Here is an 18,019-nt window from a genome sequence, read left to right on the forward strand (position 1 = left end):
GACTGGAAAGGATACCTTTCCTTAGGTTAATATGTTCTAGCCAGCGCGAGTGGCGGAATTGGTAGACGCGCTAGATTTAGGTTCTAGTGTCTTACGACGTGCGGGTTCAAGTCCCGCCTCGCGTACCAGCTATAGCGGCTCTGACCAGCTTAAATAAAATGGTAGAGTTAAAATCAATACAGCGCCCCGGCGCTAGTATCTCTACGTTTAACTATTTAAGAGGGAGTTTCAATGTCAGAGTTAACCCCAGGTCAAAAGGCTCCAGATTTCACCTTGCCTACCGATCAAGGCAGTGAAGTTAGTTTGCAAGGACTCTTGGAAGAATCCGAAAAAGGGGCAGTTATTTACTTCTATCCCAAAGCCTCCACCCCAGGCTGTACTACCGAGGCCTGCGATTTCCGCGACTCTTTAAACTCCCTAAAGTCCGCCGGATACGCGGTGGTGGGTATCAGCCCCGATAAAATGCCAGCCCTAGAAAAGTTCCGGGACAAACAAGACTTAAACTTTCCGCTAGCCTCTGATCCGGAACGGGAAGTGATGAGTGCCTGGGGTGCCTACGGAGAAAAGAACTCCTATGGGCGCCTGGTAAAAGGGGTAATCCGCACGACCGTAGTAGTGGGCAAAGACGGAAAAGTAGTGCTCGCCAAATATCGGGTACGCGCCAAAGGACATGTGGCGCGGCTGCGCAAAGAACTGGGAATCGATTAGCTCTCGACAGAGGACAACGAGGAACTTTATCTGTGGCTAAAACCTTGGTACGCCACCGGGGACTCGAACCCCGAACCCTCTGATTAAGAGTCAGATGCTCTAGCCAGTTGAGCTAGTGGCGCATCATGAAAGGAAAATCGTGAGATTTTCGTACGCCACCGGGGACTCGAACCCCGAACCCTCTGATTAAGAGTCAGATGCTCTAGCCAGTTGAGCTAGTGGCGCATCATTGCTAAACGCAACGACATAAACTCTAACCCGCCAGGCGCGTCCTAGGGAAACCAATGCCGGCATTGGGAGCAGTTTCACACGCGCAAGAAACAAAGCCGGCGCCAAGCTAAACTGGGGGGCATGGCTCCAGCGAAAGATTTTGTTCATCTTCATGTTCATACCGACTATTCCATGTTGGATGGAGCTGCTCGGATTGGGAAACTGGTGGAACGCGCGAAAGAGGTCGGTCAACCCGCAGTTGCCATCACTGATCACGGATATCTTTTTGGTGCCTACGAGTTCTACGCTGCTGCCCGTAAAGCGGGAATCAAGCCCATAATCGGTCTCGAAGCATATATAACCCCTGGTACCTCCCGTTTTGACCAGACCCGGCAACTGTGGGGGGAAGAAAGCCAAAGAAGCGATGATGTATCTGCTCGCGGTGCCTATACCCACATGACTTTGCTGTCGCGCACTACCGAAGGAATGCATAACCTGTTTCGCCTCGGCTCGCTAGCCTCTATAGATGGGCAGATGCAAAAGTGGCCGCGCGCCGACCGGGATCTGCTGGAACGCTACTCTACCGGGTTAATCGGAACCAGCGGTTGTCCCTCCGGAGAAATCCAGACCCGCCTACGCCTGGGGCAATGGGAAGAAGCTAAGCGAGCCGCCGGGGAACTGCAAGATATTTTCGGGAAAGAAAACTTCTTTATCGAACTAATGGATCACGGGCTGCAAATCGAACGGCGAGTACGCAATGACTTGCTGAAACTGGCGAAAGTTATTGACGCCCCCCTGGTAGCCACCAATGACTCCCACTACGTGCTGGAAAGTGATCAACCCACCCAAGACGCGCTGCTGTGTATTAACTCGGGTTCGCGCCTCGACGATGAAAATCGTTTCAAATTTGAAGGGTCCGGGTACTACCTGAAAACTGCGGAGCAAATGCGGGAACTATTCTCTGAATTCCCCGAGGCCTGCGATAACACTTTGAAAATTGCGGAAATGTGCGAGGTGCATTTTCAAACCACCGCTGAAGGCGCCGACTATATGCCCCAGTTCCAGGTGCCGGCGGGGGAAGACGCCACCAGTTGGTTCGTGAAAGAAGTCCAGCGAGGATTACATAAACGTTACCCGCAAGGGATTCCCGAAAAGTCACAGAAACAGGCCGATTACGAATGTGGAATCATTACCCAAATGGGGTTCCCCGGATACTTCCTGGTAGTCGCTGACTATATTAACTGGGCGAAAGAACAAGGTATCCGGGTAGGGCCGGGGCGCGGATCGGGCGCCGGATCTATCGTGGCCTACGCGATGGGGATAACCGAACTTGATCCCCTGGAGCATGGATTAATGTTTGAGCGCTTCCTCAACCCCGAACGAGTGTCCATGCCCGATATCGATGTGGACTTCGATGAGCGCCGGCGCGGAGAAGTCATTGATTACGTGACCGAAAAATACGGGAAAGACCGGGTCGCTCAGGTAGTCACCTACGGCAAAATTAAAGCCAAGCAGGCCTTAAAAGACTCTTGCCGAATCATGGATAAGCCTTATGCTCTGGGTGATCAGCTCACCAAGAAAATGCCGCCGGCGATTATGGGGAAGGATATTCCCCTTTCCGGAATCTACGATCCCAAGCATCCGCGCTACGGGGAAGCTAGCGAGTTTCGCCAATATGTTTCCGATAACGAGGGCGAGGTAAAGCCAGTTATCAAAATGGCGCAAGGGCTAGAGGGTATTACTCGCCAATGGGGAGTACACGCCTGCGCCGTCATCATGTCTAGCCACGATTTAACCGATATTGTTCCTATGATGAAACGCCTGGCAGACGGGGCAATTATCACCCAATTCGACTATCCCACCTGCGAAACTTTGGGACTGTTGAAAATGGACTTCCTGGGGCTACGTAACCTTACGGTTATTTCGGACGCCCTCGATAATATCGTGGCGAATGGAAAAGAACCCCTAGATTTAGAACACGTTCCCCTGGACAACCGCCCTACCTACGAGCTGCTGTCACGCGCAGAAACCCTGGGGGTATTCCAGCTAGATTCCGCGGGAATGAGGTCGCTGATGCGGCTAATGAAACCCACCGAATTCTCGGATATTTCCGCGGTTGGCGCCCTCTATCGCCCCGGCCCTATGGGGGCAAACTCCCACACCAACTATGCTTTGCGGAAAAATGGGCGCCAAGAAATCGAGCCTATTCACCCCGCACTCTCCGACGCCCTCGCCGATATTTTGGATGAAACTTATGGGTTGATTGTCTACCAGGAGCAGGTAATGGCGATCGCCCAAAAAGTCGCCGGGTATTCCCTGGGGCAGGCAGATATTTTGCGGCGAGCCATGGGTAAGAAAAAGAAAAAGGAGATGGATAAGCAGTATTCGCGTTTCCATGACGGAATGATTGAGCGCGGATACCCCGAGGAAGCTGCCAGTAAACTGTGGGAAATTCTGGTTCCCTTCTCGTCCTACGCCTTCAATAAGTCACACTCCGCTGCCTACGGGTTAGTTTCCTATTGGACGGCCTACCTCAAAGCCAACTATCCCACCGAATATATGGCGGCGCTGCTGACCTCCACTAAAGACAACAAGGATAAACTCGGGCTCTACCTGCGAGAATGTCGCCGCATGAATATCGCGGTGCTACCTCCGGACGTGAACGCCTCCGACTCAGATTTCACTGCGGTCGGCGAATCCATCCGCTTCGGTCTGTCAGCGGTGCGCAATGTGGGTACCAATGTGGTGTCCGAAATCGTAAAATCCCGAAACGAAAAAGGTGCCTATACTTCCTTCCATGATTTCCTGGACAAAGTTCCCATTGAGGTATGCAATAAACGGGTAGTGGAATCCCTGATTAAAGCCGGGGCTTTTGATTCCTTAGGACACGCTCGCCGCCCGCTCGAGTCTATCCATATCGAGGCTGTGGACTCGGTTATCGACGTGAAACGAAACGCCGCTATGGGGCAAGAAGACCTCTTCGGGATGATGGATGCCGATGAGGCAGTAACTTTCACCGTGCAAATCCCCGATCTGCCCGAATGGGACAAGCGCCAAAAACTCAAGTTCGAGCGCGATATGTTGGGGCTTTACGTCTCCGACCACCCCTTACAGGGAATGGAGACGATTCTTGCCCACAATAGTGACACTGAAATCGTGGATCTGTCCAGCGAAGATGGGGTCAGAGACGGGCAGCAAATCCAAATTTGTGGTCTCGTCACCGGACTGCAACGCAAAACCACAAAACGTGACGGAAACTTGTGGGCAATCGCCACCATCGAAGATATTTCCGGTTCCACCGATGTATTGTTCTTCCCGCAAACCTACCAAAAGTATTCACAAGACCTGGTAGAGGACGAAATTGTGAGTGTGCGGGGGCGGGTGCGGATTCGTGACGAAGAAGCTTCCCTCTATGCACAAGAAATGATGCTGCCCGACATTAGCCAGGTAGCAACCGGCCCTTTAAATATCTATCTCGCCGCTAATCGCCTAACCGAGGAGGTGGCGGAACAACTGCGGGAAATCCTGGGTTCTAGTCCGGGACAAAGCGAGGTCCGGATGCATCTGCGCAGTTCTAAAGGCACTACTATCGTGCAGCTCGGTGACGATTTGCGGGTAAACCGCGGATCCGGTTTGGCGGCGCAGCTGAAAACCCTGCTAGGCCTCCACTGTCTAGAAAAGCGCAAATAACTTTCCGCGTGCGGATTTATCCCCGACGTTCCGCGAGGAGCCTAGGTTTTTCCTCCTGCCCAAGAATTCGGAAAACGTAGCGACGTTTTCCGAATTCTTATGCCCACCGCGCCTACTCGGATAAAACCTAGGCTCCACGCTCGCTGGTATCACACATAATGGTCACGGCTCGACAAGACTCTCGCCAAGTAGGTGCTGAGAGCGCACCAGCGGATTTTTACCGAAAGATAATCAAGAACTCACTACTGAAAGCATCGGATACTCACCAAATAAGCGACTCGCTGAATAGTCTTTTGTTTTCAAGGCGATGGCGATGATAGTCCCCGCTTGCGGGTCGTTGCTGGTAAAAGACACGAGAACGGGCTTGAGCGGAGTGCGCGGGGGAGAAGTTTTATCCGAGCAGGCTAGGCGGGCGTAAAACTCGAAAAATGCCCTTGGGGCTTTTTCGAGTTTTTGGGCAGGAGGAAAAACTTCTCTCCCGCGCTCAATCGGGATCCCCCGAGCGCTTTTACCGACCTCGACCCGACGTTTGCTGGGGAATTAACGGGAGACTTGGGCTCCGGTGGTGCCGCTGGGGAGGTTTATCTGCACGATATCGCCGGGGGAGAGGGTACTGCCGCGGCGGGTCTCTACCTCGCCGTTAACCGTAACGTCACCGGATTGAATGAACATTCGCGCCTCGGCGCCGTCCTCGACCAAATTTGCCAGCTTTAAAAATTGTCCCAGTTTGATGGTGCCGCGCACTGAAATAGCCGGTAAAGGTGTGCTGTTATTATCTGCCACGCCCTAAATGATACTAAACTGGGGAAAGTATGACTTTATTAGCGCATTTTGGAGGAGCTAAATGAGCAACCCCGAACCGCAAGGATTCCCGCAAAGTAATTCTCAAAGCGGAGCTAACTGGCCTTTTGCTACCCAGCAGGGACAGGCAGTACCTGGGCAGCAGCCGGCTCCGGCCTTCCCCGCCCCGGCGGCTCCTCCGGCTCAAGATGTTCCTCAATACAGCCAGCAGCCTGCGCAAGCATCATCGTATCCGCTGGCGGGAGGTTCTCCAGTCCCAGCTGCACCACTTGCCCATCAGGTGCCGGAAGAAAGCGTGGTGGAACACCGTACCGGGCAAACCCCGATTGTCGATGCGCCGGTTGCCACCGATACTGCTAATGAAACTTTAGCGGGGAGCGTAGAGGCGGAAACAGACACTGCATCGGCGGCAGATGATATCCAGGAATCTTTGCATCAACAGGCGCTAACCCCCTGGTGGCTAGATGGCTTAATGGCACTGTCCCTAGCGGGAGTGATGGTGTTTAACGGTTTCGGAATGTCTATATGGCTGCGGATTGGTTCCTTGATTGTGATGGTGGTTGCACTGATTGTAATCACTTGGTACCAGGGGGATGCGCAGGAAAAATCGAACACCTTCCTCACCGGAACCCTGCTGGGGGCAGTTTGTGGATTCCTTGCCGGCCTGATTGTGGTAGCTGCCTCGCTATATCTGGTTGCCCCGATTCCCGCCTGGTATCCTTGGGTGTTATGGCTGGTCAGTGGGGTTCTGCTCTTCTTAACTTATCGCGGATTCCGGGACTGGGTAATGCGTAACTTACAAAAGAAATCTCACCGGAAGTCTAGCAAGTAAGTCAAAACATTTTATCTACTGGACTTAACCGCTAAGAACATTCAGTGAACAACTAATATATCCACATGCTCTCAATTACTGATTTTCGCGCTAATATGCCCAGTGGACTGGCGCTCCGCCAGGCGCTGCCGCGCGCCCAAATGAACATAGAGGAGGCGGCAGAAAAAATACGTCCCCTGATGCGGGAAGTAAAAGACCGCGGTGCCGGCGCCCTCCGAGATCTTTCCGAAAAGTTCGATGGGGTCCGGCCCGAGCATTTGCGAGTTCCCGAGCAAGCACTCTCCCAGGCATTGCAGCAGCTTGATCCGGCAGTTCGGGAAGCCATGGAGCTGTCTATCGAACATAACCGCGCCGGTCACCGCGCGCAGCTCCCGACTGAACGGATAACCGAGATAATGCCCGGAGGCATCGTTAAACAGCGCTGGATTCCAGTAGAGCGAGTAGGGCTTTACGTACCCGGCGGCTTGGCAGTCTACCCCTCCTCGGTAATTATGAACGTGGTGGCTGCCCAAGAAGCTGGAGTCAGCGAAATTGCGGTCACCTCCCCGCCACAAGCCCGGTTTGGAGGCGGGGTTCATCCCACGATTTTGGCTGCCTGCCAACTGCTGGGGGTTAAGGAAGTCTACGCAGTAGGCGGGGCGCAAGCGATCGCCATGTTAGCTTATGGGGCGAGCGGGGAAGCGGGCGTAGATCCCGATCCACTTTGCCAACCAGTAGACGTAATCACCGGTCCCGGTAACATCTTCGTAGCCGCCGCTAAACGCCTGGTACGGGCAGTTTGTGGAATCGACGCGGAGGCCGGGCCTACCGAGATTGGGATTATCGCCGATAGCAGCGCCGACCCCACACTGGTAGCTGCAGATATGATTTCCCAGGCCGAACACGACCCCAACGCCGCTTCGGTACTTTTTACCGACTCTGAGGAACTAGCTCGCAAGGTAGAAGCAGTAATCGTTCCGGCAGCGCAGGCTACCAAGCACTCCCAGCGGATTTGCCAGGCACTAAGTGGTTCCCAATCGGGGATTATCCTGGTGGCCGATATGGCTAGCGCCATCGAGGCTGCTAATGCTTATGCGCCCGAACACTTAGAGATTCACACCGCCCACGCCCGGGAAGTGGCAGAGAAAATCTGTAACGCCGGCGCGATTTTTGTCGGTTCCTACACCCCGGTTCCCCTGGGGGACTATTTGGCGGGCTCTAACCACGTCCTCCCCACCGGGGGAACCGGACGTTACGAGGGTGGACTGTCAGTAATGGCATATCTCAAGCCGGTACAGCAGGTCGAGTACCAGCGTGAGGCACTTAAAGAAATGGCGCGTCCTCTAACCGCGTTTGCGGACGCCGAAGATCTTCCGGCACACGAAGAAGCCGTGAACTGCCGATTTAGATAGATAACAGATAGGAATAACTATGGCAGAAAAAAATGCACGTATCCCCGCTGTTTTTAGGCAGCTGCTATTTTGGGTTTTGGTAGCGATTGTGGCTGGTGCCCTGATTGGTATGCTCCCGGGCCTGCCCAAAGGGTTCATTGCCCCTTTCGCCACTTTCAACGATATTTTCGGTAAATTCTTGAGTTTTTGTATCCCCCTCATCATCTTGGGGCTGGTAGGTCCGGCGTTAGCAGATCTAGGGCGCGGAGCCGGTAAATGGCTGCTGGCCACAGTGGCAATCGCTTACGGTTCCACCCTGTTTGCCGGTTTCGGTACCTACGGGATTGCGTCAGTGGTTTTCCCGCGGATTCTCACCGAGTCAGCTCCCGAACTAAAAGAACCTAAGAATGCGGTGGCCTCCCTGCTGGGAGATAACCTGAACATTAACCCGGTACTGGACGTGACTGGCGCTTTGATTTTGGCTTTTATCTTGGGTATTTGCATGGCGGCACTGAATACTCCCACCTTGCATCGCGCATACGGGGAGTTCCGGGATATCACCATGTTGATGATTAAACGGGCGATTGTTCCCTTGCTGCCGCTGTTTATTTTCGGCACCTTCTTGAATATGTCGTACTCCGGGCAGATTGCGCTGGTCATCAAGGTAATGATCAAAGTTATTTTAGTGTCGGTGATCCTGACTGTGGTGCTATTGCTACTGCAATACACGGTGGCTGGCGCGATTGCGAAGATTAATCCCTTTACGGCACTAGGGAGGATGGCGAAAGCCTACTTCACCGCGCTGGGGACTGCTTCTTCGGCGGCTACCATTCCGGTGACCTATCAGTGTGCCCGTAACAACGGGGTCTCGGCGGAGATTGCGGGCTTCACCATTCCGCTTTGCGCCACCATTCACCTGGGTGGTTCTACGGTTAAAATCACCGCTTTTGCCCTGGCAGTCATGCAGATGACCGGACAATCCATTACCTTCGGGAAGATGGCGATGGCCATCATCATCTTGGGGATCACCATGGTAGCGGCACCGGGCGTTCCCGGCGGTGCAATCGCGGCCGCGCAGGGCGTGCTGATGGGCTTCCTCGGGTTCTCGCCGGAGCTGTATTCGCTGATGGTGGCACTCTATGTGGCGATTGACTCTATCGGTACTGCCACTAACGTAACCGGTGACGGCGCTATCGCCCTGGTAGTTAACAAGTTGGCGGGTGGCTCCCTGGGTAGCGAAAAAGGTAAAGCTATGGCTACCGCCGAAACCATGGTTTCGGCCACTGACTAGTCACTAACCTCTGTTTTCCCCCGCCTAATCACAAGTGCCGCTTTTCGTCCTTAGAAAAACCGAAACCAGCTGATTGGCGGGGGCGAAACATTATAGGGGCAATGCCTTTAGAATGGGAGCAAGAAAGGAACGAAAATCTATGGAACAGCCTCCCTTGCTACCGTTGCGGGAAGAACTGGCGCAGGTTACCCCCTACGGGGCGCCGCAGCTAGAGGTGGCTGCCCGGCTAAACGTGAATGAAAATCCCTATTCGCCCAGTCCGGAAATGATTGCCGATATTACCCGGGCGGTTAGCGAGGTGGCGGCGGGATTGAACCGCTACCCGGATCGGGATTTTACGGCGCTGCGGGAGGCTTTAGCCGCTTATGTGAAGCGCGAATCTGGTCTGGATTTTCCGGTGGAACAAATCTGGGCAGCTAATGGCTCTAATGAGGTGATGGCGCAACTGCTGGGCGCTTACGCCGGACCGGGACGCACGGTTTTGGGAACAGAATATTCTTACTCGATGTATCCCGAGTACGTGCGGGGCGCGCACTCCCGCTATGTCACGGTGCCACGCCAAAGCGACTTTAACCTAAATCTGAATGCCCTGCTACAGGCACTGAAAGAAGAAAAGCCTAGCGTGTTACTGCTGGCCAATCCGAATAACCCGACGGGGACTGCCAGCAGTGAAGCCGAGCTAGTACAGATTTTGCAGCAAGCGAAAGAAACCGGGCCGGTTATTGATGGCAGACGCACTGCAACCGTGGTGATAGTTGACGAGGCCTACGGGGAGTTCCGGGATCCCGAGCAGCCCAGCGCCCTCGCCCTCTTAGGAAAATTCCCGCACCTGGCAGTTTCCCGCACCATGTCGAAATCCTTTGGGATGGCAGGGCTGCGCCTAGGCTACCTGGTGGCGGCAAAAACGGTGATTACCGATATTATGCGGGTGCGCTTACCCTATCACCTTTCGGCACTCACCCAGGCGGGGGCAATCGCGGCTTTAGGGCATGCTAAAGAGCAGCTGCGCCAGCTAGCAGAGCTGCGTCAGCGCCGCGATGACTTGGCATCTTGGCTGGAGGGCAAAGGCTACACGGTACCGAAAACCCAAGCTAACTTTGTACTTTTTGGGCCGTTCCCGGATCGACACCAAGTATTTAGCGATCTTTTGGATCGCGGAGTCCTAATCCGCGAGGTCGGTCCCACAGGATTCCTACGGGTAAGTATTGGCACTAGTCAAGAGGATCAGGCGTTTCGCCAGGCACTAGAGGAGGTAACCAAATGAGTCGCAGGGGGAAAGTCACCCGGAAAACCGCGGAATCGGAAATTACGGTGGAAATTAACCTAGATGGCAGCGGTAAAAGTGAGATTAGTACCGGGGTGCCATTCTATGACCACATGCTCACCGCCCTAGCGAAACATTCCTTGATTGATATGAACATTGCTGCTCGCGGTGATATCGAAGTCGATGTGCATCACACGGTAGAAGATACTGCTATTTGCCTAGGTACAGCATTGCGTCAAGCCCTGGGGGACAAAGCCGGGATTCGCCGCTTTGCCGATGCCACCGTGCCCTTAGATGAGGCGTTAGCTCGGGCAGTGGTAGATGTTGCTGGGCGTCCCTATTGTGTACATAGCGGGGAACCAGCCGGCCAGGAATATCACCTGATAGGCGGGCACTTTACCGGATCAATGACCCGCCACGTATGGGAGTCCTTCGCCTATAACGCCGGAATCTGCCTGCACGTCCAGGTACTTTCCGGGCGCGATCCGCACCATATTGTAGAGGCGCAATTTAAAGCAGTCGCCCGGGCGCTGCGGGGAGCGGTGGAAATCGATCCCCGGGTTAGCGGGATTCCCTCCACCAAAGGTGCGCTGTGAACGCCGAAAATTTTCCGGATCAAGACGACCCGCGCGATAAAGATCCTATGCGGGATAAAGAATCAAAGCCGGAAGACTTCTTCGATCAGGTAATCGCGCAGTCGGGGATAATCGGCGAGGACGTAGATGGTTTCGGCAAAGAGGTAGACCAGGATTTACAGGCCTGGCAGCATTTAGAGGCACTCCCTCCGGAAGCCGGGGATGTGGCGCTGGTATTAACGAACCTGCTAGAGCCAGTGCCGCTAGCCACGATGATGGCAGCTCACGAGATTGATGCCCGGATTGTGGAAACAGAATCCGGGTGCGTAGTGTGGAAACGCCTAACTCCCACTCCCGATGACGAGCTAGAGGCGCTGCTGGGGGAGGAACGTCCAGTCTCGCCCGAGGCCGAGGAGCTGGCGCTAGCGGTTTCTAAGATTACCCCCTACGGGGCGGTGCTGTTTGTTTCCACTTTGCGTTCGGACTCCGATGATGACCCGGGGGTGCAGGGGCAAATTACGGCGCGTGTCTACTATGACGGACAATTTGATCGCACTATTCCCGCTGGTCCCTTGGTTTCTTGCGCGGATGAACGGGTGGAAGATTTGTTATTAGGTCGAACTTCTCCCGAAGACTATCCCGAGATTCGCCCCCCACGCCTGCGCGATTTACCAGGGATTTTGCTGCGGCAGCTGCGCGGGCTACAAGAAGATATTAATCGCCGGGAAGACCTAGATAAGCGGGAGGAAACGGGCGGTGAGTAAACAGGTAGCGGTGTTTGACTACGGCTCTGGAAATGTGCGCTCCGCGGTTAATGCTTTAAAACGCGTCGGGGTTGAGGTTAGTCTGACCAGCGATTTTTCTGCCTGCCTGGAGGCTGACGGTCTGCTAGTACCCGGGGTAGGGGCTTTTGCGGCGGTAATGAAGGATCTGCATGCTCGCCGCGGTGACACCCTGATAGACCGGCGTTTAGCGGGGGGCAGACCGGTGCTTGGTATCTGCGTGGGGATGCAAGTCATGTTCGAACGCGGTCTGGAACACGGGGAGGACACCACCGGGATGGGGGAATGGCCAGGAACTGTAGAGAAACTACACGCCCCGATTCTGCCTCATATTGGCTGGTCGAAAATCCAGGTAGGGCAGGGGTCGCGGCTATTTTCTGGGATTGAGGACGAACGTTTTTATTTTGTGCACTCCTACGGGGTCACCACTGACCCTGCCCGGCATTATCGGCAACCTTCTCGGATGAAACCCCCGATTTTTTCTTGGGCAACCCACGGTGAGCCGTTTATCGCCGCGGTAGAGAACGGGCCCTTAGCGGCCACCCAGTTCCATCCCGAAAAATCCGGCGATGCCGGTATGGAACTGTTACGTAACTGGACGCAAAGTTTCTAAGGGAGAAAAATGTTAGAACTTCTACCGGCAGTAGATATAGTTTCCGGTCAAGCGGTGCGCCTACATCAAGGCAAAGCGGGCAGCGAAAAAGTCTATGGGGTGCCCTTAGAAGCTGCTCGCGGCTTCGAGGAGGCGGGAGCCCGCTGGCTGCACCTGGTGGATCTGGACGCCGCCTTTGGCAGGGGTAACAACACCCAAGTGGTGCAAGAAATCGTAGAAAAGTTAAATTTACAGGTAGAGGTGTCAGGGGGTATCCGTGACGACGAATCTTTGGAACGGGTACTTTCAGCCGGGGCGCGCCGAGTAAATCTAGGCACCGCGGCGATTGAAAAACCGGAGTGGACCTGCCAGGTGATTGCCAAATATGGCGACCAGATTGCAGTGGGATTGGACGTGCGCGGTCATACCCTATCCACTCATGGCTGGACCAAAGATGCCGGTGACCTTTTTGAAATGATTACCCGTCTAGATGCGGCGGGCTGCGCTCGCTACGTAGTCACCGATGTGATGCGGGACGGTACTTTGAGCGGCCCGAATACGCAGTTGCTGCGCGAAGTATGTGCAGCCACTTCCGCGAAAGTAGTGGCAAGTGGGGGAGTGAGTACCCTGGATGATTTGCGTACTTTGCGCGAGCTCACCAGCATTGGGGTCGAGGGGGCGATAGTGGGTAAAGCCCTGTACTCCGGGCAGTTCACTATCGAGCAGGCACTGGCGGTTGCTAGCGGGAGAGAATAGTTTGTCTGCTTTCGCTGGCGTAAACTCGGAGCCTCCCAGCAAGAAACCTGTATCCCCCCGCCAAGAAAACGCGATTTTACGCGCCCTGGGACGCAGTGTTAATCCCACTGATAGGGGCGATTTAGAGTCGGAAATGGCGGCGGCTTTTAGCCACCGTGATTTGCCTGACCGGCTTAAATCGATAGCAGCGGCATTAGGCTCGGGACGGGTCATCTTACCGGTACTTCCGCACGGAATCTCTGGCGAGGAAACTTGCCCCAGCGGACAGCTCCCGCAAGTGCAGTTGCCAGGAAACAGCAGCGCCCGGGTAGTTCCTATTTACTCTTCGCTGTCAGCATTTGAGAAGGCGGTAACGGCTGGTTTAGCTGCTCAGATAGCGCAAGGTGAAACCCGCCAGCAAGTGCGTCCGCTGCCTGTTCGCGCCCGCGCCCTGGCGATAGCTGCCTTGGATTCGCCAGGCAGAATGCTGCTAGACGGTACCTACCTCTTGCCCCGCACACTCCTTAACGCTTTGGCCTGCGCTGATACTTGGGTACCCAGCTGGGAAAATCAAGTTTTCTTAACCCTAATAGCGCAGCTATTGCAGGAAACTCTGCCTGCGGCTACTTGGAAAATCATTCCGCAAGAGGCAGCACCCGACCGGCTAATAGTGCGGGTAGATCCCGCTACGCCTTCCCTCGCCCAGTCCCTAAATGCTTTACAAAAGGGGATAAACACCCTGGACGGTCTAGAGGCTGCCGCCGATTTACTGGAGGTAACTCCGGTGCCGGTAACTGGCGGAAACTAGTCCAAGTTCCAGGTTTTGCCCTCGGCAGGCCTAATGGTGCCCGCAGTTACTTGGTTCTTGCGGAGTTTGTAAATGCCGGCGGTAAACCAGGGGACGTAGCGCGGCTGCCAGTGCATAAAGGATGATTAACCCCATTACGATTGCGGAGCCGGAGGCGGCGGCAGTGAAGTAAGAAAACACCAGACCCGCGATACACATGATTACTCCCAGCGCCATCGCCCATCCCATGGTGGCGCTGAAGGAGCGGGCATAAATCTGGGAAATAGCTACTGCCACGATCATCAGCGCTGAAACCAGTAACACCCCCACTACCCGCATCGCGGTGGACACTGTCAGAGCACTAACTACCGCTAAGCAAACCGTAAGTAGCCGCACCGGAATCCCGCTGGCTAGTGCGAACTCTTCGTCGTTACAGATAGAAAAGAGTTCGCGGCGCAAACCCAACCCAAAAAACAGGATTAATACCGATAGGGCGATGGTGAGATAGACATCTGACCAGGAAACTGCGGCTATGGAGCCAAAAAGGTAAGAGTTTAACTGGTTGGTAGTTCCTCCCGCTAGGGAAATCACCAACACTCCGGAGGCGATTCCTCCGTAAAATAGCAGTGCCATCGCTACGTCCCCGCTGGCTCCGCCTTTGGCGCGTACCAATTCAATAATTACCGCGCCTACAATCGAGGCGATTACCGCTCCCGGTACTGCTAGGGCGTCTCCGCCTGCTACTTCCGTCAAGTTGCCGACTAGCCATCCCAGTGCCACCCCGGTGAGGGCGACATGGCCGATACCATCTCCTAGGAGGGACAGGCGGCGTTGTACCAGGTAGGTGCCGATAATGGGGGCGCTAAGTCCCACCAGTACTGCCACTATCAGGGAACGCAGGAAGAAGGGAGAGGCTAATAGGCTGCTCCAATCGGCTTCGAAGCTAGGCAGAGAGCCGCCGAAAGTGGGGGAGAGCGCGAAGCTCTGCTGCGGGCTGACCGCGGCAGCTGACAGAGGCAAGATGTGGTTAACCGGAATAATCATTTTTCTCCGCCTCTGCGTAAAAATCGGGGAGCGTATCTTCGTTTGCAATGTCCTTGGCTATCTGCCCGGAAATCAAGGTGATAGTCCGGTCAATCAGGGGCGCCAGGAAACCGTGTTCGTGTAGCACAATCAACATGGTCTTACCGGCCTCTTTGGCTTGCCCAATGGTTTTTGCCAGGCTCTGAGCGCTTTGACGATCCATGCCTGTCAAAGGTTCATCCATAATCAGGAACTCTGGGCTTCGTACCAGAGCGCGGGCAATTAAGACTCGCTGCTGTTGACCTCCCGACATGAACTGAAACTTTTTGCCAGCCGCTGCCGCTAATCCCACTTTTTCTAGGGCGTTTAGGGCGCGTTGCCGGTCTGATCGTTTCCCTCCGATGCGTCCTCGTCGCAGCAGTCCGGAGCGCACTACCTCCAGGGCGGTAGCCGGAACGGTCCCCAGCGCACTTTTGCGTTGGGGAACATATCCTACTTTTGCCAGGGCTTTAGGGTAATCCTTCTCGCCGGGGCAGGCGCCAAATATCTCTAGGCTCCCGGCGCTAACTGGGTTTAACCCTACGGCTGCGCGCACCAGAGTGGATTTTCCGGAGCCGTTTTCCCCGCATAGAGCCACCGTGGTGCCGGGGGTGATCTGCAGGTTAATGTTTTCCAGGATCAAATTGCCCTGTAGGGCGACAGATAAATCTGTCGCCCTAAAAGGTAGAGATGTTTTGCTCTCAGTTACTGGCATTTCATCGCTTTACTCAGTTTTTCCAGGTTATCTTGCATTACCTGCAAGTAATCCCGGTTCTTATCTACTTGGATTTCCAAGGGGTCAAGTACCTCAGATTTAATCCCGAGTTGCTCGGCTAAAGTCTTGGTGTCTTTATCGCCGAGGGCGCTCTCTGAAAACAATACGTTTACTTTCTTGGCCTTGGCAATATTGGCCACTTCCTGTAGACGCGTAAGCGAAGTTTCGGCTTCAGGGTCGACCCCTTTTACTCCCACCTGCTCGAATCCGTAGCGGTCTGCCATGTATCCGTAGGCTTCATGCGCGGTAACTGCGGTAGGAGTGGCGCATTTAGCTAGACCAGTGCGATATTCCTTATCCAAGGTAGCTAGTTTGTCTTGCAGGGCTTTCCCGTTTTTCTTGAAAGTATCAGCGTGTTTGGGGGCGGCCTTGGTAAGGGTGGCAACCACTTGCGGCACAACTTGGGATAGGCGCTGGGGATCTAGCCAAAAGTGGGGGTCGAAAGCGCCATGATGGTGATGGTCGTGACCAGCTTCTTCGTGTTCGTCCTCGTGGTCTGCTTCATGCTCGCCCTCATGGTCGTGTTCAGCTTCGTGTTCAGCCGCTTCTTCAGCAGAAAGTTTCTTGAGCTTCGCAGCCTTGGCTACATCCAAAGTGTTTTTAGGAGCTGCTTCTTTAACTGCATCATCAACGGCAGCCTGGAATCCAGATAAATAAATCAAGGCGTCAGCGCGAGACATAGTGGTGAGGTCTTTCGCGGATAGCTCTACCTCGTGGGCTTCCCCCGAGGGAGTCAGGTTGGTTACCTGCACCAAATCCCCGCCTACTTGGCTAGTTACGTACGCCAGGGGGTAGAAAGAAGCGACGGCATCTACTTTTCCGTTCTGCGCGCCCTTTGCCCCTGCAGAACAGCCAGTAAGCGCTAAAGCGCCGATAGCGGCGGCGCAAATTATTTTTTTTATTCCTTTTTGCATAACCAAAAATATAAACGATAACCGTTCTCAAAAGCAAGATGTTGGTGTTGTTGGGGACGCGAAAGAAAACTCCAGGTAAGCCCGAGGAAACTAGTTTTTCTGTCTTCGCTTCCTGCTTTTTAGAGTTGTAAATCACGCTCAGGCGTTCCAGTTCTCGCAAAATGAGCCAAGCCGGTAGAATCTGGGGAGGTAGCGCCTTGGCGCAATAAGTTGAGTTAAGGAGACAGAACAGTGGCTGAAACGCCCTCGAAGTTAGATAGCGTAATCAATCTGGCAAAGCGGCGTGGCTTTGTCTATCCCTGCGGTGAAATCTATGGCGGAACCCGTTCTGCCTGGGATTATGGTCCCTTAGGGGTAGAGCTAAAAGAGAATATTAAGCGCCAATGGTGGAATCGGATAGTGCGCTCCCGTGCCGATGTAGTCGGACTGGATTCCTCAGTTATCTTACCTTCCAAGGTCTGGGAAGCCTCCGGTCACCTGAAAGCCTTTACTGATCCTTTGATTGAATGCACCGCTTGCCATACTCGCCACCGTGAAGATGACCTGCAGGAGGCCTACGCAGAAAAACACCAACTGCCCTCTGCTGATGAGGTATCGATGCAGGATGTGCCGTGCCCGGCTTGTGGCAAGCGCGGACAGTGGACGGAGCCGCGCGCCTTCTCGGGGCTGCTAAAAACCTTCCTGGGACCGGTAGATGATGAGAAAGGCTTGCACTTCCTGCGGCCAGAGACTGCGCAAGGGATTTTCATTAACTTTGCAAATGTGATGTCCTCTGCCCGGATGAAACCGCCCTTTGGGATTGGACAAATCGGGAAATCCTTCCGTAACGAAATCACCCCTGGAAACTTCATTTTCCGCACCCGCGAGTTCGAACAGATGGAACTAGAGTTCTTCGTAGAACCCGGCACCGATGAAGAATGGCACCAGTACTGGATTGATGAACGTCTTGATTGGTACCGTAACCTGGGGATTAGCGCAGATAACCTGCGTCTATACGAGCACCCGAAAGAAAAACTTTCTCACTACTCCAAGCGCACTGTTGATATCGAGTACGCCTTCGGATTCCAGGGATCGAAGTGGGGCGAGCTCGAGGGGATCGCTAATCGTACCGACTATGACCTGGGGGTACATCAACAGGCTTCGGGCAAGAATTTGGATTACTTTGACCAGGCGAAGGGGGAGCGTTGGACTCCCTACGTAATTGAGCCTTCCGCTGGTCTAACCCGTTCCTTGATGGCGTTTATGGTAGAGGCCTATAACGAGGACGAAGCCCCCAACGCTAAGGGAGGAGTGGATAAACGCACGGTACTGCGCCTGGATCCGCGCCTCGCCCCGGTAAAAGTCGCAGTGCTGCCACTTTCACGTAAAGACGAACTAACCGGTCCGGCGCAAGAGATCGCTCAAGAACTGCGGGCGAACTGGAATATCGAATACGACCAGGCCGGACAGGTGGGTAGGCGTTATCGCCGTCAAGACGAAATCGGTACTCCCTTCTGTGTTACCTACGATTTCCAGTCCGCGGATGACCAGTGCGTAACCGTGCGTGAACGTGATTCCATGCAGCAAGAACGGGTAAAAATTGCGGAGCTAACTAACTATTTAGCAACGCGCCTGTTGGGCTGCTAAAGGCG

Annotated in this window: 16 protein-coding genes and 3 tRNA genes; 13 read left to right on the forward strand and 6 right to left on the reverse strand. The window is 54.4% G+C overall.

The window, feature by feature from the left end; all coding sequences use genetic code 11:
* Positions 1–43: 43 nt before the first annotated feature.
* Positions 44–128 (forward strand) — tRNA-Leu (locus BQ5456_RS08350).
* 103 nt (positions 129–231) lie between these two features.
* Complete coding sequence (locus BQ5456_RS08355; RefSeq protein WP_071129565.1) at positions 232–708, forward strand: peroxiredoxin; 477 nt, start codon at positions 232–234, stop codon at positions 706–708.
* A gap of 45 nt (positions 709–753) precedes the next feature.
* Here BQ5456_RS08355 and BQ5456_RS08360 read toward each other — a convergent pair.
* Positions 754–830 (reverse strand) — tRNA-Lys (locus tag BQ5456_RS08360).
* 29 nt (positions 831–859) lie between these two features.
* Positions 860–933: transfer RNA gene (locus tag BQ5456_RS08365), tRNA-Lys, on the reverse strand.
* A 126-nt stretch (positions 934–1,059) separates the two neighbouring features.
* Between BQ5456_RS08365 and dnaE the strand changes: the two genes are divergently transcribed.
* Positions 1,060–4,608 carry a DNA polymerase III subunit alpha gene (gene dnaE, locus BQ5456_RS08370; RefSeq protein ID WP_071129566.1) on the forward strand — a complete coding sequence of 1,183 codons (3,549 nt, stop codon included), beginning with the start codon at positions 1,060–1,062 and terminating at the stop codon, positions 4,606–4,608.
* A gap of 540 nt (positions 4,609–5,148) precedes the next feature.
* Here dnaE and BQ5456_RS08375 read toward each other — a convergent pair.
* A complete protein-coding gene (locus BQ5456_RS08375) occupies positions 5,149–5,391 on the reverse strand; it encodes an RNA-binding S4 domain-containing protein (protein ID WP_071129567.1) in 243 nt (80 codons plus the stop codon).
* Positions 5,392–5,452: 61 nt separating this feature from the next.
* Between BQ5456_RS08375 and BQ5456_RS08380 the strand changes: the two genes are divergently transcribed.
* The 9 genes from BQ5456_RS08380 to BQ5456_RS08420 all read left to right on the forward strand — a co-directional run bounded on the left by BQ5456_RS08380 (position 5,453) and on the right by BQ5456_RS08420 (position 13,658).
* Positions 5,453–6,241, forward strand: coding sequence for a hypothetical protein (locus BQ5456_RS08380; protein ID WP_071129568.1), 789 nt, complete (start codon positions 5,453–5,455; stop codon positions 6,239–6,241).
* A 65-nt stretch (positions 6,242–6,306) separates the two neighbouring features.
* Positions 6,307–7,632, forward strand: coding sequence for a histidinol dehydrogenase (hisD, locus tag BQ5456_RS08385; protein WP_071129569.1), 1,326 nt, complete (start codon positions 6,307–6,309; stop codon positions 7,630–7,632).
* 19 nt (positions 7,633–7,651) lie between these two features.
* Positions 7,652–8,902: a dicarboxylate/amino acid:cation symporter gene (locus tag BQ5456_RS08390; protein ID WP_071129570.1), complete on the forward strand. Its 1,251-nt coding sequence runs from the start codon at positions 7,652–7,654 to the stop codon at positions 8,900–8,902.
* A 139-nt stretch (positions 8,903–9,041) separates the two neighbouring features.
* Positions 9,042–10,166: a histidinol-phosphate transaminase gene (locus BQ5456_RS08395; protein WP_071129571.1), complete on the forward strand. Its 1,125-nt coding sequence runs from the start codon at positions 9,042–9,044 to the stop codon at positions 10,164–10,166.
* Positions 10,163–10,762, forward strand: a complete 600-nt coding sequence (gene hisB / locus BQ5456_RS08400; protein ID WP_071129572.1) for an imidazoleglycerol-phosphate dehydratase HisB — start codon at positions 10,163–10,165, stop codon at positions 10,760–10,762. The genes BQ5456_RS08395 and hisB overlap by 4 nt, the downstream gene beginning before the upstream one ends.
* Positions 10,759–11,505: a hypothetical protein gene (locus tag BQ5456_RS08405; protein WP_071129573.1), complete on the forward strand. Its 747-nt coding sequence runs from the start codon at positions 10,759–10,761 to the stop codon at positions 11,503–11,505. The genes hisB and BQ5456_RS08405 overlap by 4 nt, the downstream gene beginning before the upstream one ends.
* A complete protein-coding gene (gene hisH / locus BQ5456_RS08410) occupies positions 11,498–12,136 on the forward strand; it encodes an imidazole glycerol phosphate synthase subunit HisH (protein ID WP_071129574.1) in 639 nt (212 codons plus the stop codon). Before BQ5456_RS08405 ends, hisH begins: the two co-directional genes overlap by 8 nt.
* Before the next feature lie 9 nt (positions 12,137–12,145).
* Positions 12,146–12,871 carry a bifunctional 1-(5-phosphoribosyl)-5-((5-phosphoribosylamino)methylideneamino)imidazole-4-carboxamide isomerase/phosphoribosylanthranilate isomerase PriA gene (gene priA, locus BQ5456_RS08415; RefSeq protein ID WP_071129575.1) on the forward strand — a complete coding sequence of 242 codons (726 nt, stop codon included), beginning with the start codon at positions 12,146–12,148 and terminating at the stop codon, positions 12,869–12,871.
* A 1-nt stretch (position 12,872) separates the two neighbouring features.
* Complete coding sequence (locus tag BQ5456_RS08420) at positions 12,873–13,658, forward strand: hypothetical protein (RefSeq protein WP_071129576.1); 786 nt, start codon at positions 12,873–12,875, stop codon at positions 13,656–13,658.
* A 30-nt stretch (positions 13,659–13,688) separates the two neighbouring features.
* On the opposite strand, the gene BQ5456_RS08425 is transcribed toward BQ5456_RS08420, so the two are convergent.
* The 3 genes from BQ5456_RS08425 to BQ5456_RS08435 are packed head-to-tail and all read right to left on the reverse strand — an operon-like array spanning position 13,689 to position 16,388.
* Complete coding sequence (locus BQ5456_RS08425; RefSeq protein WP_071129577.1) at positions 13,689–14,681, reverse strand: metal ABC transporter permease; 993 nt, start codon at positions 14,679–14,681, stop codon at positions 13,689–13,691.
* Positions 14,665–15,414, reverse strand: coding sequence for a metal ABC transporter ATP-binding protein (locus tag BQ5456_RS08430; RefSeq protein WP_071129578.1), 750 nt, complete (start codon positions 15,412–15,414; stop codon positions 14,665–14,667). Before BQ5456_RS08430 ends, BQ5456_RS08425 begins: the two co-directional genes overlap by 17 nt.
* Positions 15,405–16,388, reverse strand: a complete 984-nt coding sequence (locus BQ5456_RS08435) for a metal ABC transporter substrate-binding protein (RefSeq protein WP_071129579.1) — start codon at positions 16,386–16,388, stop codon at positions 15,405–15,407. Before BQ5456_RS08435 ends, BQ5456_RS08430 begins: the two co-directional genes overlap by 10 nt.
* 231 nt (positions 16,389–16,619) lie before the next feature.
* Here BQ5456_RS08435 and BQ5456_RS08440 point away from each other — a divergent pair, with 231 nt between their 5' ends.
* The gene (locus BQ5456_RS08440; protein WP_071129580.1) at positions 16,620–18,014 is read left to right on the forward strand and encodes a glycine--tRNA ligase; all 1,395 of its coding nucleotides are present in this window, start codon (positions 16,620–16,622) and stop codon (positions 18,012–18,014) included.
* Positions 18,015–18,019: the final 5 nt, after the last annotated feature.

Origin of the sequence: Varibaculum massiliense, from assembly GCF_900106855.1 — a bacterium.
GTDB classification, from domain to species: domain Bacteria; phylum Actinomycetota; class Actinomycetes; order Actinomycetales; family Actinomycetaceae; genus Varibaculum; species Varibaculum massiliense.